The sequence below is a fragment of the Pseudomonas sp. PDM09 genome (genome assembly GCF_014852305.1).
Taxonomy (GTDB): Bacteria; Pseudomonadota; Gammaproteobacteria; order Pseudomonadales; family Pseudomonadaceae; genus Aquipseudomonas.
The window spans coordinates 46,901-70,848 of record NZ_JACVBI010000007.1 but is presented as its reverse complement, the minus strand read 5'-3'; the positions used below and the strand labels follow the sequence as shown (position 1 = coordinate 70,848).

Annotated in this window: 25 protein-coding genes and 1 pseudogene; 12 read left to right on the top strand and 14 right to left on the bottom strand. The window is 59.8% G+C overall.

What is annotated here, in order from left to right; translation table 11 throughout:
• Window positions 1–69 precede the first annotated feature (69 nt).
• Window positions 70–690, bottom strand: coding sequence for a guanylate kinase (gmk, locus tag IB250_RS17695; protein WP_007894672.1), 621 nt, complete (start codon window positions 688–690; stop codon window positions 70–72).
• 12 nt (window positions 691–702) lie between these two features.
• Entirely contained in the window at window positions 703–1,566 is an 864-nt protein-coding gene (locus IB250_RS17690; protein WP_123499449.1) for a YicC/YloC family endoribonuclease, read from the bottom strand.
• 268 nt (window positions 1,567–1,834) lie between these two features.
• On the opposite strand from IB250_RS17690, the gene rph reads away from it, so the two are divergent.
• Window positions 1,835–2,557 carry a ribonuclease PH gene (gene rph / locus IB250_RS17685; protein WP_008007612.1) on the top strand — a complete coding sequence of 241 codons (723 nt, stop codon included), beginning with the start codon at window positions 1,835–1,837 and terminating at the stop codon, window positions 2,555–2,557.
• Window positions 2,558–2,586: 29 nt separating this feature from the next.
• A complete protein-coding gene (locus IB250_RS17680) occupies window positions 2,587–2,955 on the top strand; it encodes a DUF4870 domain-containing protein (RefSeq protein ID WP_030132446.1) in 369 nt (122 codons plus the stop codon).
• A gap of 175 nt (window positions 2,956–3,130) precedes the next feature.
• Here the strand turns inward: IB250_RS17680 and IB250_RS17675 are convergent, their stop codons facing one another.
• Window positions 3,131–3,910 carry an exodeoxyribonuclease III gene (locus tag IB250_RS17675; RefSeq protein WP_007934608.1) on the bottom strand — a complete coding sequence of 260 codons (780 nt, stop codon included), beginning with the start codon at window positions 3,908–3,910 and terminating at the stop codon, window positions 3,131–3,133.
• An 82-nt stretch (window positions 3,911–3,992) separates the two neighbouring features.
• Between IB250_RS17675 and pyrE the strand changes: the two genes are divergently transcribed.
• A complete protein-coding gene (pyrE, locus tag IB250_RS17670) occupies window positions 3,993–4,637 on the top strand; it encodes an orotate phosphoribosyltransferase (protein ID WP_007894680.1) in 645 nt (214 codons plus the stop codon).
• A 160-nt stretch (window positions 4,638–4,797) separates the two neighbouring features.
• Here the strand turns inward: pyrE and argB are convergent, their stop codons facing one another.
• The 5 genes and pseudogenes from argB to coaBC form a co-directional block, all read right to left on the bottom strand.
• Entirely contained in the window at window positions 4,798–5,703 is a 906-nt protein-coding gene (gene argB, locus IB250_RS17665; RefSeq protein ID WP_007894690.1) for an acetylglutamate kinase, read from the bottom strand.
• 25 nt (window positions 5,704–5,728) lie between these two features.
• Window positions 5,729–7,132, bottom strand: a pseudogene (locus IB250_RS17660) (phosphomannomutase/phosphoglucomutase); the annotation flags it as partial.
• Window positions 7,123–7,323 carry a hypothetical protein gene (locus IB250_RS17655; RefSeq protein WP_123720225.1) on the bottom strand — a complete coding sequence of 67 codons (201 nt, stop codon included), beginning with the start codon at window positions 7,321–7,323 and terminating at the stop codon, window positions 7,123–7,125. The pseudogene IB250_RS17660 and the gene IB250_RS17655, both read right to left, overlap by 10 nt.
• Window positions 7,324–7,388: 65 nt before the next feature.
• A complete protein-coding gene (dut, locus tag IB250_RS17650; RefSeq protein ID WP_007894692.1) occupies window positions 7,389–7,844 on the bottom strand; it encodes a dUTP diphosphatase in 456 nt (151 codons plus the stop codon).
• A 5-nt stretch (window positions 7,845–7,849) separates the two neighbouring features.
• Window positions 7,850–9,058 (bottom strand): bifunctional phosphopantothenoylcysteine decarboxylase/phosphopantothenate--cysteine ligase CoaBC, encoded by a 1,209-nt coding sequence (coaBC, locus tag IB250_RS17645; protein WP_063342132.1) that lies wholly within the window; start codon window positions 9,056–9,058, stop codon window positions 7,850–7,852.
• A 135-nt stretch (window positions 9,059–9,193) separates the two neighbouring features.
• On the opposite strand from coaBC, the gene radC reads away from it, so the two are divergent.
• The gene (radC, locus tag IB250_RS17640) at window positions 9,194–9,868 is read left to right on the top strand and encodes a RadC family protein (protein WP_192345052.1); all 675 of its coding nucleotides are present in this window, start codon (window positions 9,194–9,196) and stop codon (window positions 9,866–9,868) included.
• Window positions 9,869–10,003: 135 nt separating this feature from the next.
• On the opposite strand, the gene IB250_RS17635 is transcribed toward radC, so the two are convergent.
• The gene (locus IB250_RS17635; protein WP_192345051.1) at window positions 10,004–11,590 is read right to left on the bottom strand and encodes an ABC transporter substrate-binding protein; all 1,587 of its coding nucleotides are present in this window, start codon (window positions 11,588–11,590) and stop codon (window positions 10,004–10,006) included.
• Between the two features lie 444 nt (window positions 11,591–12,034).
• Between IB250_RS17635 and rpmB the strand changes: the two genes are divergently transcribed.
• Both rpmB and rpmG read left to right on the top strand, forming a co-directional pair.
• On the top strand, window positions 12,035–12,268 hold the full coding sequence (gene rpmB, locus IB250_RS17630) for a 50S ribosomal protein L28 (RefSeq protein WP_007894701.1): 234 nt from the start codon (window positions 12,035–12,037) through the stop codon (window positions 12,266–12,268).
• An 11-nt stretch (window positions 12,269–12,279) separates the two neighbouring features.
• Entirely contained in the window at window positions 12,280–12,435 is a 156-nt protein-coding gene (gene rpmG / locus IB250_RS17625) for a 50S ribosomal protein L33 (protein ID WP_007894709.1), read from the top strand.
• 175 nt (window positions 12,436–12,610) lie between these two features.
• On the opposite strand, the gene IB250_RS17620 is transcribed toward rpmG, so the two are convergent.
• Window positions 12,611–12,973 (bottom strand): cupin domain-containing protein, encoded by a 363-nt coding sequence (locus tag IB250_RS17620; RefSeq protein WP_192345050.1) that lies wholly within the window; start codon window positions 12,971–12,973, stop codon window positions 12,611–12,613.
• A 227-nt stretch (window positions 12,974–13,200) separates the two neighbouring features.
• Between IB250_RS17620 and IB250_RS17615 the strand changes: the two genes are divergently transcribed.
• Entirely contained in the window at window positions 13,201–14,694 is a 1,494-nt protein-coding gene (locus tag IB250_RS17615) for an aldehyde dehydrogenase (RefSeq protein WP_192345049.1), read from the top strand.
• Between the two features lie 184 nt (window positions 14,695–14,878).
• Window positions 14,879–16,021 carry an MFS transporter gene (locus IB250_RS17610; RefSeq protein ID WP_192345048.1) on the top strand — a complete coding sequence of 381 codons (1,143 nt, stop codon included), beginning with the start codon at window positions 14,879–14,881 and terminating at the stop codon, window positions 16,019–16,021.
• 88 nt (window positions 16,022–16,109) lie between these two features.
• On the opposite strand, the gene IB250_RS17605 is transcribed toward IB250_RS17610, so the two are convergent.
• Together IB250_RS17605 and IB250_RS17600 are read right to left on the bottom strand one after the other, a co-directional pair.
• Window positions 16,110–17,684, bottom strand: coding sequence for a phospholipase D family protein (locus tag IB250_RS17605; protein WP_192345047.1), 1,575 nt, complete (start codon window positions 17,682–17,684; stop codon window positions 16,110–16,112).
• Window positions 17,685–17,740: 56 nt separating this feature from the next.
• Window positions 17,741–19,162, bottom strand: coding sequence for a PLP-dependent aminotransferase family protein (locus IB250_RS17600; protein ID WP_192345046.1), 1,422 nt, complete (start codon window positions 19,160–19,162; stop codon window positions 17,741–17,743).
• Between the two features lie 179 nt (window positions 19,163–19,341).
• Here IB250_RS17600 and IB250_RS17595 point away from each other — a divergent pair, with 179 nt between their 5' ends.
• Window positions 19,342–19,587: a DUF1127 domain-containing protein gene (locus IB250_RS17595; RefSeq protein ID WP_192345045.1), complete on the top strand. Its 246-nt coding sequence runs from the start codon at window positions 19,342–19,344 to the stop codon at window positions 19,585–19,587.
• Between the two features lie 143 nt (window positions 19,588–19,730).
• On the opposite strand, the gene IB250_RS17590 is transcribed toward IB250_RS17595, so the two are convergent.
• Window positions 19,731–21,044 (bottom strand): NAD(P)/FAD-dependent oxidoreductase, encoded by a 1,314-nt coding sequence (locus IB250_RS17590; RefSeq protein WP_192345044.1) that lies wholly within the window; start codon window positions 21,042–21,044, stop codon window positions 19,731–19,733.
• Between the two features lie 147 nt (window positions 21,045–21,191).
• Between IB250_RS17590 and IB250_RS17585 the strand changes: the two genes are divergently transcribed.
• Window positions 21,192–21,545, top strand: coding sequence for a YkgJ family cysteine cluster protein (locus IB250_RS17585; protein WP_007894729.1), 354 nt, complete (start codon window positions 21,192–21,194; stop codon window positions 21,543–21,545).
• Between the two features lie 119 nt (window positions 21,546–21,664).
• Here the strand turns inward: IB250_RS17585 and IB250_RS17580 are convergent, their stop codons facing one another.
• The gene (locus tag IB250_RS17580; RefSeq protein WP_003206849.1) at window positions 21,665–22,153 is read right to left on the bottom strand and encodes an Lrp/AsnC ligand binding domain-containing protein; all 489 of its coding nucleotides are present in this window, start codon (window positions 22,151–22,153) and stop codon (window positions 21,665–21,667) included.
• A gap of 156 nt (window positions 22,154–22,309) precedes the next feature.
• On the opposite strand from IB250_RS17580, the gene dadA reads away from it, so the two are divergent.
• Together dadA and IB250_RS17570 are read left to right on the top strand one after the other, a co-directional pair.
• Window positions 22,310–23,614 carry a D-amino acid dehydrogenase gene (gene dadA, locus IB250_RS17575; protein WP_038983584.1) on the top strand — a complete coding sequence of 435 codons (1,305 nt, stop codon included), beginning with the start codon at window positions 22,310–22,312 and terminating at the stop codon, window positions 23,612–23,614.
• The gene (locus IB250_RS17570; RefSeq protein ID WP_123499481.1) at window positions 23,586–23,939 is read left to right on the top strand and encodes a RidA family protein; all 354 of its coding nucleotides are present in this window, start codon (window positions 23,586–23,588) and stop codon (window positions 23,937–23,939) included. The genes dadA and IB250_RS17570 overlap by 29 nt, the downstream gene beginning before the upstream one ends.
• Window positions 23,940–23,948 lie beyond the last annotated feature (9 nt).

The window sequence follows — 23,948 nt, the reverse complement described above, 5'->3', positions numbered from 1 at the left end:
TTGACCAAGCCCATCAACGCGCTATAAGTGCCAATGTAAAGCCCTTGCAGCGCTTTTGGGAAGTGCTGTTTAGCCGAGCAATTCAGCCAAAAGTTTTCCGTTACGCTGCTGCTGACGCTTCTGATGCAGCTGATTGGCGCGGAAAATCGCCTGCAAATCGCGCAGCGCGTGGGCAAAATCGTCGTTGATGATCAGGTAGTCGTAATCGACGTAGTGGCTCATTTCGCTGACGGCTTCACGCATTCGGCCTTCGATGACCTCGTTGCTGTCCTGGCCGCGATTGTTCAGGCGCTGACGCAAGGCTTCCAGGGATGGCGGCAGAATGAAGATCGAGCGGGCCTGGGGCATCAACTTGCGCACTTGTTCTGCGCCCTGCCAGTCGATTTCCAGAATCAGGTCGTGGCCTTCATCCAGGGTTTGCTGCAGGTGGCTTTGCGAGGTGCCATAGAGATTGCCGAACACTTCGGCGCGTTCGAGGAAATCCCCGTGCTCGATCATCTTCACGAACTCGCTGCGTTCGACGAAGTGATAGTTCACGCCGTTCACTTCACCGGGGCGCATGGCGCGGGTGGTGTGGGAGACCGAGACACGGATCTCCTGGTCGGCGTCGGTCAGAGCCTTGACCAGACTGCTCTTGCCCGCGCCCGAAGGGGCGGAAATGATGTACAGGGTGCCGGTGCTGTGGGTCATGTCGGGTTTGCCTTACTCAATATTCTGCACTTGTTCGCGCATCTGCTCGATCAACACTTTGAGGTTGACCGCCGCTTGGGTGCTGCGCGGGTCGAAGGCTTTGGAGCCCAGTGTGTTGGCTTCGCGGTTGAGTTCCTGCATCAGGAAGTCCAGGCGCCGACCGGCAGCGCCACCGGATTTAAGTACCCGGCGAACTTCGATGATGTGAGTGCTCAGGCGATCCAGTTCTTCGGCGACGTCGCTCTTTTGCGCGAGCATGACCATTTCCTGTTCCAGTCGCTGCGGGTCGAGGTCGGCCTTCATGTCGGTGAAGCGGTCGAGAACTTTCTGGCGTTGGGTGGCGAGCATCTGCGGGACCAGCTCACGCAGGATCACCACATCCCCTTCAATAGAGGTCAGGCGCTCGTCGATCAATCGCGCCAGCTCAGTGCCTTCGCGCTCGCGACCGGCCTTGAGTTCTTTCAGGCCCTGATGGAACAGCGCCAGGGCTTCGGCATTCAGCGCTTGCGGGTCGGCGGCGTCGGCCACCAATACGCCGGGCCAGGCCAGGACTTCCAGCGGGTTCAGTGCGGCGGGGTTCTTGATCAGGCTGGCGACCGTCTCGGCGGCAGCGACCAGTTGCGCGGCGCGCTCGCGGTCCACTTGCAGCGGTTTGCCGGTGCTTTCTTCGGTAAAGCGCAGGGTGCATTCGAGCTTGCCCCGGGACAGTTCCTGGCGCAGGGCTTCGCGGACCGCGCCTTCGAGGTCGCGGAAAGATTCCGGCAGACGCAGGTGGGGTTCCAGGTAGCGGCTGTTGACCGAGCGCAATTCCCAGCTCAGGGTGCCCTGGACGCCGGCTTTCTCGACGCGGGCGAAGGCGGTCATGCTGTGCACCATGGAGGTACCTCGCAATGCAGGTCGGCGCGTAACCCATGGTTCGCGGACCCGCTATCTGTGAATTAAAGCCGACAGGCAGCAAAGGCGCAGGATTGTAGCGCAGTGGGGCGGATGCGCCCAAACACACGCTGTGACAAAGAGCTGCAGGCCGTCGGCTAAGCTCTATTCAGGGGCTTCAATCGTCGGGCGATATTTTTAGAAGTGCCCACTGGCGGCCCACGGCTCTATAATGCTCGGCAGTTTTCCGTCCTCCGTACAGGTAATCCCTATGAAACGTCCAAGTGGTCGCGCTGCCGATCAGCTCCGCTCGATCCGCATTACCCGCAACTACACCAAACACGCCGAGGGTTCTGTACTGGTCGAGTTCGGTGATACCAAGGTCATCTGCACCGTCAGCGTCGAGAATGGCGTGCCGCGTTTCCTCAAAGGTCAGGGTCAGGGTTGGTTGACCGCCGAATACGGGATGCTGCCCCGCGCTACCGGCGAGCGTAACCAGCGTGAAGCGAGCCGCGGCAAGCAAGGCGGCCGTACGCTGGAAATCCAGCGTTTGATCGGTCGTTCCCTGCGCGCTGCGCTGGACATGACCAAGCTGGGCGACGTCACCCTGTACGTCGACTGCGACGTGATCCAGGCCGACGGCGGCACCCGCACCGCGTCCATTACCGGTGCGATGGTTGCACTGATCGACGCCTTGAAAGTGATCAAGAAGCGTGGCGGCCTCAAAGGTGGCGACCCGCTCAAGCAAATGATCGCTGCCGTTTCGGTGGGCATGTACCAGGGCGAGCCTGTGCTTGACCTCGACTACCTGGAAGATTCGGCTGCCGAGACTGACCTCAACGTGGTGATGACCAGCACTGGCGGCTTCATCGAAGTACAGGGCACTGCCGAAGGCGCGCCGTTCCAGCCGGAAGAGCTGAACGCGATGCTGGCACTGGCGAAGAAAGGCATGATCGAGATTTTCGAACTGCAGAAGGCCGCACTGGCCGACTGATCGGACCTGCTCCACGCAAGGAGGACGCCATGAGTGACGAGCAACTGCCGCTACCCACACCGAGCCGAGAGGTTCGTCAGTGGGCGATGTTTTGTCACCTGTCCGCCTTGCTGGGGATCTGGCTGCCATTTGGCACGCTGATCGGGCCGTTGATTCTCTGGCAGATGAAGCGCGAGTCCGACCCGTTCATCGACGCGCAAGGCAAGGAGGCGCTGAACTTTCAGATCACCGTCGCCATTGCTTCCGCCATCTGCTTCCTGCTGATGGTGGTGATCATCGGGTTTTTCCTGTTTGGTCTGGTCGCGATTGGTGCGCTGGTGCTGACGATCATTGCTGGCGTTAAAGCCAATGAAGGGTTCCCTTACCGTTACCCATTCACGTGGCGCCTGATCAAGTAAACGCCGACACCAATCCCCTGTGGGAGCGGGCTTGCTCGCGAATGCGGTGGGTCAGTCAACTTCAATGTTGAATGTTAAGCCGTCTTCGCGAGCAAGCCCGCTCCCACATTGAATAATCATTGCCCACAAAAAAGCCGACAGTGAAGTCGGCTTTTTTGCGTCTGCGAAAAGACGCTTAGATTGTCAGCGTCCAGTCGTAGTCCACGATCAGCGGTGCGTGCTGCGAGAACCGTGGCTGACGTGGCAGGCGTGCGCTGCGTACGAAGCGGCGCAGGCCAGGGGTCAGCAACTGGTAATCGAAACGCCAGCCCAGGTTGAGCATCTCGGCCTGTTCGTTGTCCGGCCACCAGCTGTACTGGTCGCCTTCACGGCTGACTTCGCGCAGGGCATCGACATAACCCATGTTGCCGACAATCTCGTCCATCCAGGCACGCTCAGGTGCCAGGAAGCCCGGGGATTGCTGGCTGTCGCGCCAGTTCTTGATATCCAGCTTCTGTTGCGCCACGTACAGCGAGCCACAATAAATGTACTCGCGACGTTTGCGCCGCTGTTTATCCAGATAACGGGCGAAGTCGTCCATTAGCTTGAACTTCTGGTTCAAATCTTCATCGCCGTTCTGCCCCGAAGGGAGCAGCAAGGTCGCGATGCTGACCTTGTCGAAATCGGCTTGCAGGTAACGCCCGTAGCGGTCGGCTGTCTCGAAGCCGAGACCGCTGATGACTGCCTTCGGTTGCAACCGCGAGTACAAAGCCACGCCACCTTGGGCGGGAACTTCAGCTTCGCAGGCATAAAGGAAGTAGCCATCCAGTTGGAAGGCTGGATCGTCCAGTTCAAAGGCGGAGGCGCGGGTGTCCTGCAGGCAGATGACGTCGGCATTCTGTGCTTGCAGCCAACTGAGCAAACCACGCTCGACTGCAGCCTGAATACCATTGACGTTCACACTGATGATCCGCATAAGTGGCCCCAAAAATCGCGTGCGGGTATGATACACGGCGTCTACCTAATTAGCTAAATCCGTGGTATTTGGGGTTTTTTTCATGCAAGCGTATCAGCGCGACTTCATTCGTTTTGCCATTGATCGTGGCGTTTTGCGCTTCGGTGAGTTCACCCTGAAGTCTGGGCGCACCAGTCCTTACTTCTTTAATGCCGGCCTGTTCAACTCGGGTTCTGCCTTGGCGCAGCTGGGTCGTTTCTATGCGGCAGCCATCGTCGAGAGCGGTATTTCGTTCGACGTGCTGTTTGGCCCGGCCTACAAAGGCATCCCGTTGGCGGCGACCACCGCCGTGGCGCTGGCCGAACATCATGGTCGTGATCTGCCATGGTGCTTCAACCGCAAGGAAGCCAAGGCCCACGGTGAAGGCGGCAGCCTGGTCGGCGCGCCATTGACCGGCGACGTGCTGATCATCGACGACGTGATTACCGCAGGCACCGCCATCCGTGAAGTGATGCAGATCATCGCTTCCCAGGACGGCGCCAAAGCCGCGGGCGTGTTGATCGCCCTGAACCGTCAGGAACGTGGCAACGGCGAGTTGTCGGCCATCCAGGAAGTGGAGCGTGACTTCGGCATCCCGGTTATCAGCATTGTTTCGCTGAATCAGGTGCTCGAGTTCCTGGCAGATGACCCGCAGCTCAAGCAACACCTGCCGGCGGTTGAAGCCTACCGCGCACAATTCGGCGTCTAACCGCAATTCCTTGTGGGCTTGCCCGCGATGACGGATTCACACTCGACGGCGATGTTGGCTGACAGATAGCTATCGCGGGCAAGCCCGCTCCCACAGGAATTGCGGAACAAAAAAAGACCCCGCTCAGCCAGGCTGAGCGGGGTCTTTTGGTTTGTGTGGCTTAGTGACGCTTGCGATTACTGATCAGCGTACCCACACCCGTATCGGTGAAGATTTCCAGCAGAATCGCGTTTGGCACCCGGCCATCGATGATCAACGAGCTGCCCACACCGCCTTGTACCGCTTCCAGCGCGCAACGAATCTTCGGCAGCATGCCGCCATAGATAGTGCCGTCGGCGATCAGGTCATCGACCTGTTGGGTCGTCAGGCCGGTCAGAACCGTGCCCGACTTGTCCATCAGGCCGGCAATGTTGGTCAGCAGCATCAGCTTTTCAGCCTTCAGCGCTTCGGCCACTTTACCGGCCACCAGGTCAGCGTTGATGTTGTACGACTCGCCGTTGGCGCCGACGCCAATTGGCGCGATCACCGGGATGAAGTCGCCTTTGACCAGCAGGTTCAACAGGTCGGTGTTGATCCCGACCACTTCGCCGACGTGGCCGATGTCGATGATTTCCGGCTGGGTCATTTCCGGCGTCTGACGGGTGACAGTGAGCTTTTTCGCGCGAATCAGCTCGGCGTCTTTACCGGTCAGGCCGATGGCGCTGCCGCCATGACGGTTGATCAGGTTGACGATGTCTTTGTTGACCTGGCCGCCGAGGACCATTTCCACCACGTCCATGGTCTGCGCGTCAGTCACGCGCATGCCATCGATGAAGTGGCTCTCGATCGATAGACGCTTGAGCAGGTCGCCGATTTGCGGGCCGCCACCATGAACCACCACCGGATTGATGCCGACGGCTTTCATCAGCACGATGTCGCGGGCGAAGCCGGTTTTCAGCTCCTCGCTTTCCATCGCGTTGCCGCCGTATTTGATCACCAGCGTCTTGCCGACATAGCGGCGAATGTAAGGCAGCGCTTCGGACAGGACCTTGGCGGTGTTGGCGGCGGCTTCGCGTTCGAGGGTCATTCAGGGCTCCGGGTGTTTCTATAGATCAAAACGGTAATTGGAGATCAGGTGCAACGCGTTTCAGTTGGACGTGGAACACATCCTTGATGCGCTGCAATTCAGCCTCGTCATCGGCCTCGAAGCGCAGCACCAGCACCGGTGTGGTGTTGGAGGCGCGAACCAGGCCCCAGCCTTTGGCATAGTCGACTCGCACGCCGTCAATGGTGGTCAGGTCGGCGCCTTCGCCCCATTGCGCATCGTGCAGTGCATCAATGATGCTGAATTTGCTCTCTTCGGTCACATGGATATTGATCTCTGGCGTAGAAATATCGTTCGGGAAGGTCGCAAACAACTCTTCCGCGGTGGATTTTTCCTTGCTGAGGATCTCCAGCAGCCGTGCGGCGGCGTAAATGCCATCGTCGAAACCGAACCAGCGCTCCTTGAAGAAGATGTGCCCGCTCATTTCGCCGGCCAACAGGGCGCCGGATTGTTTCATTTTCTTTTTGATCAGCGAGTGACCGGTTTTCCACATCAGCGGCCGACCGCCATATTCCTTGATCAGCGGGATCAGGCGGCGGGTGCATTTGACGTCGAAGATGATTTCCGCGTTCGGGTTGCGCGCCACGACGTCGCGGGCGAACAGCATCAACAGGCGATCAGGGAAGACGATGCTGCCGGTGTTGGTGACAACGCCCACACGGTCGCCGTCGCCGTCGAAGGCCAGGCCCAGGTCGGCGTTGGTTTCCTTGACCTTGGCGATCAGGTCCACGAGGTTTTCAGGCTTGCCCGGGTCCGGGTGGTGATTCGGGAAGTTGCCATCGACTTCGCAGAACAGCGGGATGACTTCGCAGTTCAGGGCTTCGATCAGTTGTGGGGCAATCACGCCGGCCGCGCCATTACCGCAATCGACCACGACTTTGAGGCGGCGGGCCAGTTTGATGTCCTGGACGATTTCAGTGTTGTAGCGGTCGAGGATTTCGACCTTGGTGATGCTGCCCTTGCCGCTGCTCAGGTTGTTGGTCTTGAGGCGCTCGTGCAGGGCCTGGATCTGTTCGTTGGCCAGGGTGTCGCCAGCGATGACGATCTTGAAGCCGTTGTAGTTCGACGGGTTGTGGCTGCCGGTGAGCATCACGCCGGATTTGCCGGCCAGTACGTTGGCGGCGTAGTACAGCGCAGGCGTTGGCACCAGGCCGACATCGCTGACGTGGCAACCGCTGTCGGCCAGGCCCTGGATCAGTTGTTCCACCAGTTCCGGGCCGGACAGGCGGCCGTCACGGCCGACGGATACGTTGGGTTCGTTCTGGGCCAGGCTCTGGGAGCCGATGGCGCGACCAAGCCAATAAGCTGTTTCAGCGTTCAAGAATTCCGGGACGGTGCCACGAATGTCGTAGGCGCGGAAGATGCTGTCGGGGAACTTGGGTGCGACTTGGGCTGGGGTGCTCATTTCTGGAAATGCTCCATCTCTAAAGTGGCTGGACAAGCCTGCGAAAAATTCGTGGGCTGGCTCAAACTGAAGGGTATGACGGCGTTTTCGGCAGAGAGTTCGTGGTGTGTAAAGGCCATGCCATCAGCATCGGCGAGCAATTGGCCGGCCAATGCCTTGATTTCCAGTGGTAAACCTTCCAGGTGACGTCTTTGCAATTTTCATCCTTAAAATGCAGAGGACAGGTCAGGCCGGGCAGCGCTCCCAGCCTGAATGCCCATGATCAGTGGCTGCCCGAGTGTCCGAAACCACCGGTACCACGCTGGGTTTCGACGAACTCTTCGACCATTTCAAAATGCGCTTGAACGACCGGTACCAGCACCAATTGGGCCAGGCGTTCGCCTACCACCATGTTGAAATCGGTCTGGCCACGGTTCCAGCACGACACCATCAGCGGGCCCTGGTAATCGGAGTCGATCAGGCCGACCAGATTGCCCAGCACGATGCCGTGCTTATGGCCCAGACCCGAGCGCGGCAGAATCAAAGCCGCCAGGCCCGGATCGCCGATGTACACCGACAGGCCGGTAGGGATCAGCAGGGTTTCACCCGGCTTGATGACGGTGTCTTTTTCCAGCATGGCGCGCAGGTCGAGGCCGGCGGAGCCTGGCGTGGCGTACTGTGGCAGCGGGAATTCAGTACCGATGCGGGGGTCGAGGATCTTGGCTTGCAAAGCGTGCATGTAAATTAAACCTGGTTCAGACGTTCGGCGATAAAAGTGATCAGCTGGCGAGCAATCTTGCTCTTGCTGGTCTGGGCGAAGAGTGTGGCGTGCAGCTCACGGTCGATCACGCTGCAGGCGTTTTCTTCGCTGTTGAAGCCAATACTCGGGTTCGCGACGTCATTGGCGACGATCAGATCGAGGTTCTTGTCTTTCAACTTGCGTGCAGCGTAATCGAGCAAGTGTTCGGTTTCGGCGGCGAAACCGACACTGAACGGACGGTCGGGACGGGTGGCGATGGTGGCCAGGATGTCCGGGTTGCGCACCATCTGCAGCAACAAGCCGTCGCCGTTCGTAGGGTCTTTCTTGAGTTTCTGTGGGGCGACGACTTCCGGGCGGTAGTCCGCGACCGCAGCAGAGGCGATGAACAGGTCGCAAGGGATCGCCGCTTCGCAGGCGGCGAGCATGTCGCGGGCACTGACCACGTCGATGCGCGTGACGCGATCCGGGGTCGGCAGATGCACGGGACCTGTGATCAGGGTCACGCGGGCGCCGGCTTCTACCGCGGCTTCGGCCAGGGCAAAGCCCATTTTGCCGGAGCTGTGGTTGGTGATGTAGCGCACCGGGTCGATGTTTTCCTGGGTCGGGCCGGCGGTGATCAGCACGTGTTTGCCGGTCAGCGCCTGGCGCTGGAAGCAGTCTGCCGCGCATTGGGCGAGGTCGGTGGCTTCGAGCATGCGGCCCATGCCGACGTCGCCACAGGCCTGGCTGCCGGAGGCCGGGCCGAAGACCTTGAGGTCACGGCTTTCGAGGGTGTGCAGGTTGGCCTGGGTCGCCGGGTCGCGCCACATGGCCTGGTTCATCGCCGGGGCAACCGCGACCACCGCGTCGGTGGCCAGCACCAGCGTGGTCAGCAGGTCGTCGGCAATGCCTTGGGCCAGGCGGGCGATCAGGTCCGCGGTGGCGGGGGCGATCAGCACCAGGTCGGCCCATTTGGCCAGCTCGATGTGGCCCATCGCGGCTTCGGCCGCAGGGTCCAGCAAATCGAGATGGACCGGATGCCCGGACAAGGCCTGCATGGTCAGCGGGGTAATGAATTCGCTGCCGCCGCGGGTCATGACCACGCGCACTTCGGCGCCCTGGTCGATCAGGCGGCGAACCAGCTCGGCGCTCTTGTAGGCAGCAATACCGCCGCCGACGCCCAGAACGATGCGTTTCCGATACAGCCGCTGCATAGGTCTGCCTTTCATTTCGTTGATGACTGCATGGCGATACCCCCTCCCCAGGAGTGAAATCGCCCGCAAAAAAGATGGGCTACGATATCACAGCGACCGCTACGGAACAGCGGCGCCCACAGACATGGAGGTGTTATGAGCATTCGCGATTGGCCGGCGGCCGAGCGGCCGCGGGAGAGGTTACTGGAGTTAGGCTCGGGGAGTCTTTCGGACGCCGAACTGCTGGCGATTTTTTTGCGTACCGGCGTATCCGGCAAAAGTGCAGTAGATCTGGCGCGACACTTGTTGACTCAGTTTGGCGGCCTGCGTTCGCTACTGGAGGCTGATCAAAAAACATTCAGCAAACAATTAGGACTCGGACCCGCGAAATTCGCTCAGTTGCAGGCAGTTCAGGAAATGGGCAGACGGCATTTGGCCGAACGTTCGCGCTATAAGTCGGCGTTGGAAAGTCCGCAGGCTGTGCGTGATTATCTGAAGTCGATGCTCCGCCATGAGCCCCACGAGGTGTTTGGCTGCCTGTTTCTGGACTCCAGGCACCGGGTATTGGCGTTCGAAGCGCTGTTCCGCGGCTCCATCGACAACACCAGCGTCTATCCACGGCAGGTGGTCAAACGCGCTCTGGCCCATAACGCCGCAGCGCTGATCCTGTGCCACAACCACCCGTCGGGCAATCCCGACCCCAGTCAGGCCGACCGAATGCTGACCAAGCGCCTGCAAGAGGCCTTGGACCTGATCGATGTGCGGGTACTCGATCATTTCATCGTCGGTGACGGCGATCCGCTGTCCATGGCCGAGTATGGGTGGATGTGAGAGGAGGCCGGAAGAATACGAAACCAATGTGGGAGCGGCTTGCTCGCGAAGGCGTCGTGTCAGTCGATATCAATGTCTACTGATAGGCCGCCTTCGCGAGCAAGCCCGCTCCCACAGGTTTTATGGTGACGCTAATTATTTGAAGTTGACCTTCGAATAGTCCTGCCGGCCAAACGGGCTGACCGAGTAACCCTGAACATCCTTACGTGTCAGCGCGAAGGCCGTCGGGTGCACCAGTGGCAGCCACAACGCCTGTTGCTGGATCTGCGCCTGGGCCTGTTCATAGAGCTTGGTGCGCACACCTTGCTCGCCGGTGGTCTTGCCGGCGCTGATCAGCTTGTCCAGGTCCTGGTTGCAGTAACGGGCGAAGTTGGTGCCGGATTTGACCCCCGCGCAGGAAAACTGCGGTGTGAGGAAGTTATCCGGGTCGCCGTTGTCGCCAGCCCAGCCCATGAACAACAGGTCGTGCTCGCCGGCCTTGGCGCGGCGAATCAGTTCGCCCCATTCGATCACCCGAATTTCGGCCTGGATGCCGATTTCCGCCAGGTCAGACTGAAGTAATTGTGCGCCGAGGCTCGGATTGGGGTTCAGCAGGCTGCCGGAAGGGCGGGTCCAGATGGTGGTCTGGAAACCATTCTTGAGCCCGGCCTTGGCCATCAGCGCACGGGCCTTTTCGACGTCATGCGAATAGCCCGGCAAGCCTTTGGCGTAACTCCAGGTATTGGGCGGGTATGGGCCGTTGGCGGGTTCGGCGGTGTCTTCGAACACGGCTTTGACGTAGTTGGCCTTGTCGAACGCGAGATTGATCGCCTGGCGTACTTCAGGTTTATCCAGCGGCGGATGCTGGCTGTTGATGCCAACGAAGGCGGTCATGAAGGCATCGGTCTTTTCGACTTTCAGGGTCGGCTCTTTCAGCGCCGCCTGTACGTCCAGCGGTTTGGGCGACAGGGCGATCTGGCACTCGTTGCGGCGCAATTTCTGCAAACGCACGTTGGCATCCGGAGTGATGGCAAAGATCAGCGGGTCCACCGAAGGTTTGCCACGGAAGTAATCCGGGTTGGCCTTGTAGCGAATCGAGGCGTCTTTCTGGAAGCGCGTGAAGATGAACGGGCCGCTGCCGATCGGCTGGCTGTTGAGTTTCTCCGGCGTGCCGGCCTTCAGCAGTTTGTCCGCGTACTCGGCCGAGTAGATCGAAGCGAAACCCATGCTCAGAGTGGGGAGGAAAGTCGAGTCCGGGTGGTCGAGGGTGAAGCGGATGGTAAGCGGGTCCAGTGCGTCGATCTTCTTGATCAACCCCGGTAACTGCATCGACTGGGCGTGCGGGAAGCCGCTCTGGGCGACTTTGTGCCATGGGTTCGCCGGGTCGAGCATGCGGTCGAAGCTGAACTTCACGTCTTCGGCGGTCAGGTCACGCGTCGGGCTGAAGTATTCGGTGCGGTGAAATTTCACCTGCGGGTGCAACTTGAAGACGTAGGTCAGGCCGTCGGGCGTGACTTCCCAGCTGTCCGCCAGGCTGGCGACCACTTTGCCACTGGCCGTGTCGAAGTCCACCAGGCGGTCCATCAGCACGTCGGCCGAGGCGTTGGTGGTGGTCAGCGAGTTGTATTGCACCACATCGAACCCTTCCGGGCTGGCTTCGGTGCAGACGCTCAGGGCGGCAGCCATAGCCTGTGGGCTCAGTAGAAGCGGGGCGAGCAGCAGCGGTAGGGCAGCGAGGCGCATGGTCGGATTCCTTTACAGATCGAAGGCCCATCTGCAAGTGCAGTCTGGAAAAGGCTTACCCTAGTGGGCTCTTTTGCAAATGACTATCCCCTTTTTCATTTTAAGGGGACTATGTGCGCTTGTTTCGGTGATGCGGGCCGAGGAAAACCCGGAATCGGTCGGTTGGCCGATTCTCTGCGACGAGCGGTCTTGATCGGCGACAGCCTTTATCCAAGGCGCCCGGCGGCCGAAAAATGGGGAATTTATCAAGTCCGCGCATACGGAATGTTGTTGCTCTCCAGTCTTTCTGGTATAAAGCAGCGCTCTTTTCTAGGGGCCCGGTTCCTTCACTGTAGGTGTAGCCGGTAAGACCTCTAAAGAAACGCGGCGCCTGGCGCCAAATGACTGAGAGATTAAGCGGCCAACCCATGCCGGGTTGGGCATGTGGTTTTAGAGGGCTGAGGCATGTCGAGAGTATGTCAAGTTACCGGTAAGGGTCCGGTGACTGGGAATAACATTTCCCACGCAAACAACAAAACCCGTCGTCGTTTCCTGCCGAACCTGCAGCATCACCGCTTCTGGGTTGAAGAAGAGAAACGTTTCGTGCGTCTGCGCGTATCTGCCAAAGGCATGCGTATCATCGACAAGCGTGGCATCACTGTCGTGCTGGCCGAAATCCGCAAAGCCGGCAAGATCTAAGGGAGCTAATCATGCGTGAATTGATTCGTTTGATTTCGAGCGCCGGTACTGGTCACTTCTACACTACCGACAAGAACAAGCGCACTACTCCGGACAAAATCGAGATCAAGAAATTTGATCCGGTTGTTCGTAAGCACGTGATCTACAAGGAAGGCAAAATCAAGTAATTGATTTTTCCCGACTTACGAAAAAGGCCCGTATCGCGAGATACGGGCCTTTTTTGTTGCCTGTCGGTTATGCGTTGGCTGCCAGTGCGCCTTCGCGGACAAGCCTCGCTCCTACAGAGTGGACGCGATGCACCGAGGCTTGCCCGCGAAAGGCTGGCCCAGCTAACACAACTCCTCAAGCCTTCTGTTCAAACACCACATAAATCTTGCGGCAAGGCTCCAGCACTTCCCAGGTGCCTTTGAAACCGGCCGGAATCACGAAGCGATCGCCCACGCGCAGGGTCTTGGCGTTGCCGTCGCCGTCACGCAGCACTGAAACCCCCTGAACGATTTCGCAGTATTCGTGCTCGGTGTAGTTCACTAGCCACTGGCCGACTTCGCCTTCCCAAACACCTGCGCTCATCTGCCCGCACGGGCTGTTGTAGTGGTTGTACACCGCTTGCTCGGGGTCACCCTTGAGGACTTTTGCAGGGGCGGGCCGATAACGATCGGGCTGGGTGTTGGCCTGGCTGAAATCGACGATATCCTGAATGCTCATGCTGGTATTCCCCCGTGATTGCGCTGGAAAATTGAAAGTCTATGTTTATTAAAATGAACATCGCAAGGCCGTTTGCCAGCCTTGTGTCAAATATATTGAAACTTCACCAGCCGCTGGTTTAGGGTAACGGTTGCCTTGAGCCGAAAAGCAGGCTGGCCAGGCAGAATTCCTGACAGCGCCCGCATAGAACACGGGGCACTCGTATTCAATAAGAGGAGGACACTCGAATGACCACCCTGACTCGTGCCGACTGGGAACAGCGGGCTCGCGATCTGAAGATCGAAGGCCGCGCCTACATCAATGGCGAATACACCGATGCCGTCTCCGGCGAGACCTTCGAGTGCATCAGTCCGGTCGATGGCCGTCTGCTGGGCAAGATTGCCAGCTGTGACGCCGCCGACGCCCAGCGTGCCGTGGACAACGCCCGCGCCACTTTCAATTCCGGCAGCTGGTCGCGCCTGGCGCCGACCAAACGCAAAGCCACCATGATTCGTTTTGCCGGCCTGCTCAAACAGCACGCCGAAGAGCTGGCTCTGCTCGAAACCCTGGACATGGGCAAGCCAATCAGCGATTCCCTGTACATCGACGTTCCCGGCGCGGCGCAAGCCCTGAGCTGGAGCGGTGAAGCCATCGACAAGATATACGACGAAGTCGCTGCCACCCCGCACGATCAGCTGGGTCTGGTGACTCGCGAGCCGGTCGGCGTGGTCGGCGCGATCGTGCCGTGGAACTTCCCGTTGATGATGGCCTGCTGGAAGCTCGGGCCGGCGCTGTCCACCGGTAACTCGGTGATCCTCAAACCTTCCGAAAAATCGCCGCTGACAGCGATCCGCATTGCGGCGCTGGCGGTTGAAGCCGGTATTCCGAAAGGTGTGCTGAACGTGTTGCCGGGCCACGGCCACACCGTGGGCAAGGCCCTGGCCCTGCACAACGACGTCGACACGTTGGTGTTCACCGGTTCGACCAAGATCGCCAAGCAACTGCTGATCTACTCCGGCGAATCGAACATGAAGCGCGTCTGGCTGGAAGCTGGCGGCAAGAGCCCGAACATCGTGTTCGCCGATGCGCCGGACCTGCAAGCCGCCGCCGAAGCCGCTGCCGGTGCCATCGCCTTCAACCAGGGCGAAGTCTGCACCGCCGGTTCGCGCCTGCTGGTCGAGCGTTCGATCAAGGACAAATTCCTGCCGCTGGTGATCGAGGCCCTGAAAACCTGGAAGCCGGGCAATCCCCTGGACCCGGCAACCAATGTCGGTGCGCTGGTGGACACCCAGCAGATGAACACTGTGTTGTCCTACATCGAGTCCGGTCACACTGATGGCGCCAAACTGGTGGCGGGCGGCAAGCGCATTCTTCAGGAAACCGGTGGCACTTACGTTGAGCCGACGATTTTCGATGGCGTGAGCAACGCGATGAAAATTGCCCAGGAAGAAATCTTTGGTCCGGTGTTGTCGGTCATCACCTTCGACAGCGCTGAAGAAGCCATCCAGATCGCCAACGACACGCCTTACGGTCTGGCCGCTGCAGTCTGGACTGCCGACATCTCCAAGGCTCACCTGACCGCCAAGGCTTTGCGTGCCGGTAGCGTGTGGGTCAATCAGTACGACGGCGGCGACATGACCGCGCCGTTCGGTGGCTTCAAACAGTCCGGCAACGGTCGCGACAAGTCACTGCACGCGTTCGACAAGTACACCGAGCTGAAGGCGACCTGGATCAAGTTGTAATGTGTAGCAGGGCTCCGGTTCATATCCGGGGCCCGATGCAACATAGATCCCTTGTGGGAGCGAGCCTGCTCGCGATAGCGGTCTGACAGTCGACGTCAATGTTGAATGTTGCTCCGTCATCGCGAGCAGGCTCGCTCCCACAGTGTTTTGCGCTGTACATAAAATATCCACAGGAGCGTGGAACATGCGTTGGGCGACGTATTTCGCCGTTTTGGCGTCTGTCTTGAGTGTCGGCCTGGCCCTGGGTGTCAGCATGCCGTTGGTGTCGCTGCGTCTGGAAGGCTGGGGGTACGGCTCGTTCGCGATCGGCGTGATGGCGGCGATGCCGGCCATTGGCGTACTGCTGGGGGCGAAGATCTCCAGCCACCTCGCGGCCCGTCTTGGCACGGCCAATCTGATGCGCCTGTGCCTGTGGGCCGGGGCGGTGTCCATCGGTTTGCTGGCAGTGTGGCCGAGCTATCCGGTCTGGTTGGTGTTGCGGTTGATGATCGGGGTGATCCTGACCCTCGTCTTTATCCTCGGTGAAAGCTGGATCAACCAACTGGTGGTTGAGCAATGGCGCGGTCGACTGGTGGCGCTGTACGGCAGCAGTTACGCGTTGAGTCAGCTGGCCGGGCCGTTACTGTTGGGGGCGTTGGGCACCGAGCATGATTATGGTTTCTGGGTCGGCGTCGGTTTGCTGATGACGTCACCGTTTCTGCTGTTGGGCCGCGGCGGCGCACCCACCAGCGAAGCTTGCAGCGTAACCCTCGGTGACTTGTTGACCTTCTGCCGCGGCTTGCCGGCGATTGCCTGGGCGGTGTCGCTGTTCGCGGCGTTCGAAGCGATGATCCTGACCTTGCTGCCGGTCTATTGCCTGCGTCAGGGCTTCACCACGGAAATCGCCTTGGCGATGGTCAGTACGGTGGTGGTGGGTGATGCCTTGCTGCAATTGCCGATTGGCGCGCTGGCCGATCGCTTGTCGCGACGTACATTGTTTACCGGTTGCGCGATGCTCTTGTTGCTGTCGAGCCTGGCGATTCCGTTGCTGATCGACACGCTGTTGATCTGGCCGCTGTGGGTGTTGTTTGGCGCCAGTGCCGGCGGCTTGTTCACCTTATCGCTGATCTTGATTGGCGAGCGTTATCGCGACGATGCCTTGGTGCGCGCCAATGCCCATATCGCACAGTTATGGGGAATTGGTTGCCTGATCGGGCCTTTGGCAGCCGGTGCCGGGAGCCAGTGGATCAGCGGGCATGCCTTGCCGTTGCTGATGGCGGCGGGCGCGTTGGGGCTGGTGATTCTGGTATCGCGGCAAGGGGCGTTTGGTGTGGTGCAGCCGGTATAGATCAAAAGATCGCAGCCTTCGTCAGCTCCTACAGTTGAAATGCGATCCCTGTAGGAGTTGCCGAAGGCTGCGATCTTGGCAATTGAAGCTACAACATCCGCTCCAGGCCGACCATGCTGCTGAGCCATGAATTGAAGTGTCGCCACCAACCCCCCGGTTCTTTGGTCAATGTGTGCTGCTTGCCGTCATCTTCGGTGACCCAGACGATCTGACCCTTTTCCAGCCGGGCCTGATAGCTGAGGGCTGGCGCCATACCCTCCAGTGCCAGTTCACGCACTCGTCCGGCGAGCTGCGGGTTGTCCACCAGTACCCCGACTTCGGTGTTCCACAGTACCGATCGCGGGTCGAAATTGAACGAGCCGATGAAGGCTTTCTGTTGGTCGAAAATCATCGCCTTGCTGTGCAGGCTGGAGTCGGAACTACGGTAGGTCCCGCTGTGAAACAGGCGCGGCCCGCTGCCGCTATCACCGTTGTCGCCGGGCTGACGGCGTAATTCGAACAGCTGCACTCCATGCTCCAGCAAGGCTTTGCGATAAGGTGCGTAACCACCGTGCGTGGCCGGTACGTCGGTGGCTTCCAGTGAGTTGGTCAGCACACTGATCGATACGCCGGCATCGGCGCGACCGGTCAGGTAAACCAGCCCCGGTTGGCCGGGTACGAGGTAGGCCGAGACCATGATCAGCTCTTTGCTGACCCCGTTGAGCTCGGGCGCCAACTGGGTGCTCAGCAACAAGTGCGGATCCGGCTCGCCCTTGGACAATACCTTGCTCGGTGCGTCCCACAATGCCTGGTTCCAGGCCCAGATCAGCTCCCTGCGCCAGACATCCAGGCGCGGGTGAGTGGTGTAGGCCATCAACTGCTGATAAAGCGCGTGGTTCTGTTTGCGCGTTTCCTCCAGGGATTCATCCAGCCGGGTCCGGGTGTTTTTCAGATCCCTGGCTGTCGGCTTGGTCGAGAGAAACTGCTCGATCGGCTTGCTCAGGGCGCTGTTCCAGTACTGATCGAAGCTGTGCCCCAGTTGCTCTGCAACCGGGCCGACACCAAGCATGTCGATGTCGGTGAAATTCAGGTTGGGCTCGGCATTGAAATACTCGTCCCCCAGGTTGCGCCCGCCAACGATCGCCGCGCTGTTGTCCGCCACCCACAGTTTGTTATGCATGCGCCGGTGTTGCTGCGACAGGTTGAAGAACCGGCCCATCGTTCGCGTAACGACGGTGCTGCGGCCCAGGTGCAGCGGGTTGAATACGCGGATCTGAATCTTCGGATGGGCGGCGAGGGTCGCGATGATCCGGTCCAGGCCATCGCTGGTGGTGTCGTCGAGCAGAATCCGCACCCGCACGCCGCGGTCGGCGGCCTTGAGCAGCTCGCTCACCAGTATTCGTGTGCTGATGCCGTCATGGACGATGTAGTACTGCAGATCGAGGCTGCTTTGAGCGTTGCGAATCAGCTCGGCGCGGGCGGTGAAGGCCTCGGCGCTGTCGGAGAGCAAGCGAAAACCCGATTGGCCCTTATAGGGGAGGGCCTGGGCCTGGATCGAACGGCCGAACGCCGAATCGGCCGCTGGCAGGGCCTGACTCGGTTCGCGAGGGACATTGAGTGTTGTACAACCACCAAGGAGCGAGGCGAGTAACAGAAGAGCAAGCAGGGGCTGTCTGATTCTCACGGAGCGTATTCCGGATGGTGGCGGTTAGCATATGGACGCCGCATCCCGAAGAAAGGTCAGTCAGTTTCCGCGAGCAGTTTGATGGCTGTCGCACCGACCTTGCGCACTGCTTCTTCGATCTGCGGGGTTGTTTTGGCAGCGTAGTTCATCCGCAGACAGTTGCGGTATTTGCCAGAGGCGGAAAAGATGCTGCCGACTGCAATCTGAACGCCTTGGTCATGCAGCGCCCGATTGAGTTTCAGGGTATCGAAGCCCTCCGGCAGTTCGACCCACAGCATGAAGCTGCCTTGCGGACGGCTAGCCCGGGTACCGGCGGGGAAGTAGCGGGTTACCCAGTCGATCATCGCGTCGCGATTGCGCTGGTATTGCGTGCGCATCTTCCGCAAATGCGGTTCGAAGTGCCCGGCCTTGAGAAACTCGGCAATCGCAATCTGCGGTTGCGGCGCGGTGGAGCCAGTGCTGATGTACTTCATGTGCAGCACCCGTTCCAGATAACGGCCCGGTGCGACCCAACCAATGCGCAGGCCTGGTGCCAGGGTCTTGGAAAAAGAACTGCAGAGCAGGACGCGGCCGTCTTCGTCGAAGGATTTGATCGTGCGTGGGCGAGGGTAGGTGTAGGCCAGTTCGCCATACACATCGTCCTCGATAATCGCCACGTCAAAACGCTGTGCGAGCGTCAACAGCGCACGTTTGCGCGCCTCCGGCATGATGTAGCCCAACGGGTTGTTGCAGTTGGGGGTCAACTGTATGGCCTTGATCGGCCATTGTTCCAAGGCCAGTTCCAAAGCCTCGAGACTGATGCCAGTGAGCGGATCAGTAGGGATTTCCAGGGCTTTCATGCCCAGGCCTTTGAGCGTCTGCATGGCGCCGTGAAAGCTCGGTGAGTCCACCGCCACGATGTCACCCGGCTCGCAGATGGCGCGGATGCTGGTGGACAGCGCTTCGTGGCAACCGGTAGTGATTACCAGATCGTTGGCGCTCAACTGGCAGCCGGAATCGAGCATCAGGCGAGCGATTTGTTCGCGCAATTCGAGGGTGCCGTAGATGTTGTCGTAATACAGACCGGGCATGTCCTGCCGACGGCTGATTCGGGCCAGGCTGCGCAGCAGCGGTTTCATGGTCGGCGTGGTAATGTCCGGCATGCCGCGCCCCAGTTGCACGACGTCCTTGCGCGGTACGGCGCGGATCAGTTCCAGCACTTGATCCCATTGCGAAATATCCACTGGCCGTTGGGCTGGCCGGCCAACCGCTGGCAGCTCTGGCAGTTCGCGACTCACCGGTACGAAGTAACCGGACTTGGGTTTGGGCATAGCCAGACCTACGTCTTCCAGCACTCGATAGGCCTGCTGCACCGTGCTCAGGCTGACCCCGTGTTCGACACTCAGCGCTCGCACCGAGGGCAACCGGTCGCCGGGGCGATAGAAGCCTTGTTCGATACGCGTGCCGAGCAACTCGGCGAGATTGACGTAGAGGGTCATGGCGCAGTCTCGGTGTGAGTGATTCGGTTAACCAGTACAGATGAGGCAAAAATATGTAATTCAGAGGCAGAAACAGAAAATCTGTATGGAGTTAATACACCATTGTTGAATCTGTAATGCTTTTCGCCGTCCGCGCATCATGAAAGCTCTGGCTACCCAAGTAAACAGGAGCAATGAAAATGAACGGCTTGAGCGATGTGCGGCTGACGTTACACAGTCAGGAACTGGCGGCAGGGCAAAAAAACGGCACACGCGAGGCGGTGATGCGCAACGCACCGTCCTGCCTGGGTCGCTGGGGCCTGTTCTGGCATCGTCTGCACACGCGCAAGGTGTTGCTGACGTTGACACCGGAGCAGCTCAACGATGTCGGGTTGAGTCGAGAGCAGGCGCGGGAGGAGGGGCTTAAGCCGTTCTGGCGGATCTGAGTTTTATGACGTTCTTGCGGGCCTCATCGCGGGCAAGCCCGCTCCCACAATGGTTGCTGGTGTTCACAAGAATTGTGTTCACCGCTAATCCCTGTGGGAGCGGGCTTGCCCGCGATGAGGCCCGTAAGAACGCAGCTAACCGATCAGACCAACTCCTTCAGTCGATGCCACAACATCCCCAACGCCAACAGCGGAGAACGCAAATGCTTGCCCCCCGGGAAGGTGATATGTGGCACCCTGGCAAACAGGTCGAAACCACCGCTCTGCTGGCCGCTAATAGCCTCGGCCACCAATTTCCCCGCCAGATGCGTGGCGTTCAGCCCATGACCGGAATAAGCCTGGGCGTAATACACATTCGGCTGCTCCTTGAGCCGACCGATCTGCGGCAGGCGATTGGCGCCGATACCGATCATCCCGCCCCATTGATAGTCGATTTTCACCCCGGCCAGTTGCGGGAACACCGCCAGCATCTTCGGTCGCATGTACGCGGCGATGTCTTTCGGGTCGCGTCCTGAATAATGGCAGGCGCCGCCGAACAGCAAGCGTCGGTCCGCCGAGAGTCGGTAATAATCCAGCGCCACCCGTTGATCGCAGACCGCCATGTTTTGCGGCAGCAGCGCGTGGGCTTGTTCTTCGCTCAAGGGTTCGGTGGCGATGATGTAACTGCCGGCGGGCAGCACCTTGCCGCCGAGTTGCGGATTGAGATCGTTGAGGTAGGCGTTGCAACCCAGCACCAGCGTCTTCGTGCGAACCGTGCCCTGGGCGGTGTGGACTTTGACCTCGGGGCCGTAATCGATGCGGGTCACCGCCGATTGTTCGAACAGCCTCACACCCAATTGCCCGGCGGCCGCCGCTTCTCCGAGTGCCAGGTTCAAGGGGTGCAGATGCCCGGAGCCCATGTCGATCAAACCGCCGACGTAGCGCTCGGAACCCACCACGCTGTGCATTTCGTGGGCTTGTAGCAGACGGGTTTCGTAACGGTAACCGAGGCTGTGCAGCTCGATGGCGTCTTCGGCGAAGCCTTCCAGTTCGTGAGCCTTGTTGGCGAGGTCGCAGTAGCCCCAGGTCAGGTCGCAAGGGATCTGAAAACGCTCGATCCGCTGTCGGACGATTTCCACCGCTTCCAGGCCCATCAATTTCATCTGACGCACACCGTCTGCACCGATCACGTTGGCGAACTGGTCGAGACCATGGCCGACACCGCGAATCAACTGCCCGCCATTGCGTCCGCTGGCGCCCCAACCGATCTTGTGCGCTTCCAGCAGCACCACGCTGAAGCCGCGTTCGGCCAGTTCGAGGGCGGTGTTCAGCCCGGAGAACCCGCCGCCCACCACGCACACGTCCGCCACCAGCTCACCTGTGAGCACCGCAAGATCGGGCTGCGGCAGGCTGCTGGCGGCGTAATAAGAGGCCGCGTGTTGATGGTTCGAGGCAGGTTGCTGAACGGGGGCGTTCATGTGGTCATCCTGGGTGCATGTGTTTGAAAAAGTTGACGGAGCATAAGCCGCCGCTTCGGACACGGGCAACACCGGTCGGTTGGCGCTGTCTGGATCGGGTTTTTTGCGTCAGAATCCCGGTCTATTTCGTATTCGGTCACCGCTTCGATGAGTTGCAACAGTCAGAAAATTCGCACGCTGCGCCAACAGATTCCCTCTTTCGAGTGCGTGCCCGGCTGCCATGACTGCTGTGGGCCGGTGACCACCTCGCCCGAAGAAATGTCCCGCCTGCCGCGCAAGACCCGGGCGGAGCAGGATGCGGCGATGGATGAACTCAATTGCGTCCATCTGGGCCCCAATGGCTGTACGGTGTATGACGAACGACCGCTGATCTGTCGGCTGTTCGGTACCACCAAGACATTGCCATGCCCTAACGGGCGGCGACCGGTGGAGCTGATCCATCCGCGGGTCGAGAAGCAGATTCACGAGTACATGGCCAGCACCCGGCAGGTGTTGGTGTAGGGGTGATCGTTCCCACGCTCTGCGTGGGAATGCCTCAACGGACGCTCCGCGTTCGGCTCTTGGGACGCAGAGCGTCCCGGGCTGCATTCCCACGCAGAGCGTGGGAATGATCGGGTGGGTCAATCCGGAATCGGCAGGTTCAAGCTCTCTTTCACTTCTTCCATCACGATATAGCTTTTGGATTCGCGCACATGCGGCAGCTTGAGCAGGATGTCGCCCAGCAGTTTGCGGTACGAGGCCATTTCGGAAATCCGTGCTTTCACCAGGTAATCGAAATCCCCTGACACCAAATGGCATTCCAGTACGTGGGGCAGTTTCAGCACCGCGCGTCGGAACTCTTCGAAAGTATCGCCGGATTTGTAGTCGAGGCTGATCTCGACGAACACCAGCAGGCTACCCTTGAGGTGCTGCGGATTCAGGCGGGCGTTGTAGCCCATGATGATCCCTTCGCGCTCCAGTCGCCGTACCCGTTCGGTGCAGGGCGTGGTGGAGAGGCCGACCTTTTCCCCGAGCTCGGTGAAGGAAATGCGCCCGTCCGCTTGCAGGATCCGCAGGATGTTGCGGTCGATCTTGTCCAGCTCACGTTTGGTCTGAGTGTTGGTCCGCATAGGGGATGCGCCTCCGTGAAAAGGGTTTTTGCCGAGAATTGTCGCCAAATATAGGCACTTATATAGTGAAAAGCACTGGCTAATCTTTTTTAAACTGCCCACATCTTCGGTCTGCACAATAAACGTCAGCGGTAAGCCGCGATGAGGGATATGAAAATGCGCGTTCTGGTCTTGGGTAGCGGCGTCATCGGTACCGCCAGTGCCTATTATCTGGCACGGGCTGGCTTTGAAGTGACGGTTGTCGACCGCCAACCAGCGGCGGCCATGGAAACCAGTTTCGCCAACGCCGGGCAGGTTTCGCCGGGTTATGCCTCGCCGTGGGCCGCGCCGGGCGTACCGCTCAAAGCCATCAAGTGGTTGTTGCAGCGTCACGCGCCATTGGCGATCAAGGCCACCGCCGACATCGACCAATACCTGTGGATGGCGCAGATGCTGCGCAACTGCACCGCCAGCCGTTATGCGGTGAACAAGGAGCGCATGGTGCGCCTGTCCGAGTACAGCCGTGACTGCCTCGACGAATTGCGCGCCGAAACCGGCATTGCCTACGAAGGCCGCAGCCTGGGAACTACCCAGCTGTTCCGCACCCAGGCGCAGCTTGATGGCGCCGCCAAAGACATCGCCGTGCTGAAAGAGTCCGGCGTGCCGTTCGAACTGCTCGACCGCGCCGGCATTGCCCGGGTCGAACCGGCCCTGGCCAGCGTCACCGACATCCTCGCCGGTGCGTTGCGCCTGCCGAATGACCAGACCGGCGACTGCCAGATCTTCACCACTCGCCTGGCCGAAATGGCCACGAAACTGGGTGTGGAATTCCGTTTCGGCCAGGATATTCAGCGCCTCGACTTCGCCGGTGATCGCATCAACGGCGTGTGGATCGACGGCAAGCTGGAAACCGCCGACCGCTACGTGCTCGCTCTCGGCAGCTACTCGCCGCAATTGCTCAAGCCGTTGGGCATCCGGGCTCCGGTGTATCCGCTCAAGGGTTACTCGCTGACCGTGCCGATCATCAACCCGGCGATGGCCCCGACGTCGACCATTCTCGACGAGACCTACAAGGTCGCGATCACCCGTTTCGACAATCGCATCCGCGTCGGCGGCATGGCGGAAATTGCCGGTTTTGACCTGTCGTTGAACCCGCGTCGACGCGAAACCCTGGAGATGATCGTCAACGACCTTTATCCTCAGGGCGGCGATCTGCCCCAGGCGAGCTTCTGGACCGGCCTGCGTCCGACCACTCCGGACGGCACCCCGATTGTCGGCGCCACGCCGTTCAAAAATCTGTTTCTGAATACGGGCCACGGCACGCTCGGCTGGACCATGGCCTGTGGTTCCGGTCGTTTGCTGGCTGACCTGATGGCGAAGAGAACACCTCAGATCAGCGCCGAAGGCCTCGATATTTCCCGTTATGGCAACAAACTCAAGGAGTCCGCAAAACATGTCAATCCAGCGCCAGCTCACCAATGAGCGCATGAGCCAGATCGTTGTCCACAACAGTACGGTGTATCTGGCAGGGCAGGTCGGCGATGACATGAGCGCCGGGATTGAACAGCAGACCCGTGAAACCCTCGCCAACATCGAGCGTTTGCTGGATCTGGCCGGGACTGACAAGAGCCGTCTGCTGTCAGTGACGATTTACCTTAAAGACATCGACGCGCACTTCGCAGGCATGAATTCGGTGTGGGACCAGTGGCTGCCAAAAGGCGTCGCCCCGGCCCGCGCTACCGTTGAATCGAAGCTGTGCGAACCGCAAATCCTGGTTGAGCTGTCGGTTGTCGCCGCGCTGCCATAACGCTCAGCC

What these genes read in the sequence shown, in the direction of transcription:
- IB250_RS17620 (WP_192345050.1), bottom strand. Translation starts at nt 12,973, where the DNA reads ATGAGCATTCAGGATATCGTCGATTTCAGCCAGGCCAACACCCAGCCC.
- coaBC (WP_063342132.1), bottom strand. Translation starts at nt 9,058, where the DNA reads ATGCAGCGGCTGTATCGGAAACGCATCGTTCTGGGCGTCGGCGGCGGT.
- IB250_RS17675 (WP_007934608.1), bottom strand. Translation starts at nt 3,910, where the DNA reads ATGCGGATCATCAGTGTGAACGTCAATGGTATTCAGGCTGCAGTCGAG.
- IB250_RS17585 (WP_007894729.1), top strand. Translation starts at nt 21,192, where the DNA reads ATGAGTTGCAACAGTCAGAAAATTCGCACGCTGCGCCAACAGATTCCC.
- rpmG (WP_007894709.1), top strand. Translation starts at nt 12,280, where the DNA reads ATGCGTGAATTGATTCGTTTGATTTCGAGCGCCGGTACTGGTCACTTC.
- argB (WP_007894690.1), bottom strand. Translation starts at nt 5,703, where the DNA reads ATGACCCTCGAACGCGAAGCCGCCGCCAACACCGCCAAGGTCCTGTCC.
- radC (WP_192345052.1), top strand. Translation starts at nt 9,194, where the DNA reads ATGAGCATTCGCGATTGGCCGGCGGCCGAGCGGCCGCGGGAGAGGTTA.
- IB250_RS17600 (WP_192345046.1), bottom strand. Translation starts at nt 19,162, where the DNA reads ATGACCCTCTACGTCAATCTCGCCGAGTTGCTCGGCACGCGTATCGAA.
- IB250_RS17570 (WP_123499481.1), top strand. Translation starts at nt 23,586, where the DNA reads ATGTCAATCCAGCGCCAGCTCACCAATGAGCGCATGAGCCAGATCGTT.
- dut (WP_007894692.1), bottom strand. Translation starts at nt 7,844, where the DNA reads ATGCACGCTTTGCAAGCCAAGATCCTCGACCCCCGCATCGGTACTGAA.
- dadA (WP_038983584.1), top strand. Translation starts at nt 22,310, where the DNA reads ATGCGCGTTCTGGTCTTGGGTAGCGGCGTCATCGGTACCGCCAGTGCC.
- IB250_RS17580 (WP_003206849.1), bottom strand. Translation starts at nt 22,153, where the DNA reads ATGCGGACCAACACTCAGACCAAACGTGAGCTGGACAAGATCGACCGC.
- IB250_RS17595 (WP_192345045.1), top strand. Translation starts at nt 19,342, where the DNA reads ATGAACGGCTTGAGCGATGTGCGGCTGACGTTACACAGTCAGGAACTG.
- pyrE (WP_007894680.1), top strand. Translation starts at nt 3,993, where the DNA reads ATGCAAGCGTATCAGCGCGACTTCATTCGTTTTGCCATTGATCGTGGC.
- rph (WP_008007612.1), top strand. Translation starts at nt 1,835, where the DNA reads ATGAAACGTCCAAGTGGTCGCGCTGCCGATCAGCTCCGCTCGATCCGC.
- IB250_RS17610 (WP_192345048.1), top strand. Translation starts at nt 14,879, where the DNA reads ATGCGTTGGGCGACGTATTTCGCCGTTTTGGCGTCTGTCTTGAGTGTC.
- gmk (WP_007894672.1), bottom strand. Translation starts at nt 690, where the DNA reads ATGACCCACAGCACCGGCACCCTGTACATCATTTCCGCCCCTTCGGGC.
- rpmB (WP_007894701.1), top strand. Translation starts at nt 12,035, where the DNA reads ATGTCGAGAGTATGTCAAGTTACCGGTAAGGGTCCGGTGACTGGGAAT.
- IB250_RS17690 (WP_123499449.1), bottom strand. Translation starts at nt 1,566, where the DNA reads ATGGTGCACAGCATGACCGCCTTCGCCCGCGTCGAGAAAGCCGGCGTC.
- IB250_RS17635 (WP_192345051.1), bottom strand. Translation starts at nt 11,590, where the DNA reads ATGCGCCTCGCTGCCCTACCGCTGCTGCTCGCCCCGCTTCTACTGAGC.
- IB250_RS17680 (WP_030132446.1), top strand. Translation starts at nt 2,587, where the DNA reads ATGAGTGACGAGCAACTGCCGCTACCCACACCGAGCCGAGAGGTTCGT.
- IB250_RS17615 (WP_192345049.1), top strand. Translation starts at nt 13,201, where the DNA reads ATGACCACCCTGACTCGTGCCGACTGGGAACAGCGGGCTCGCGATCTG.
- IB250_RS17590 (WP_192345044.1), bottom strand. Translation starts at nt 21,044, where the DNA reads ATGAACGCCCCCGTTCAGCAACCTGCCTCGAACCATCAACACGCGGCC.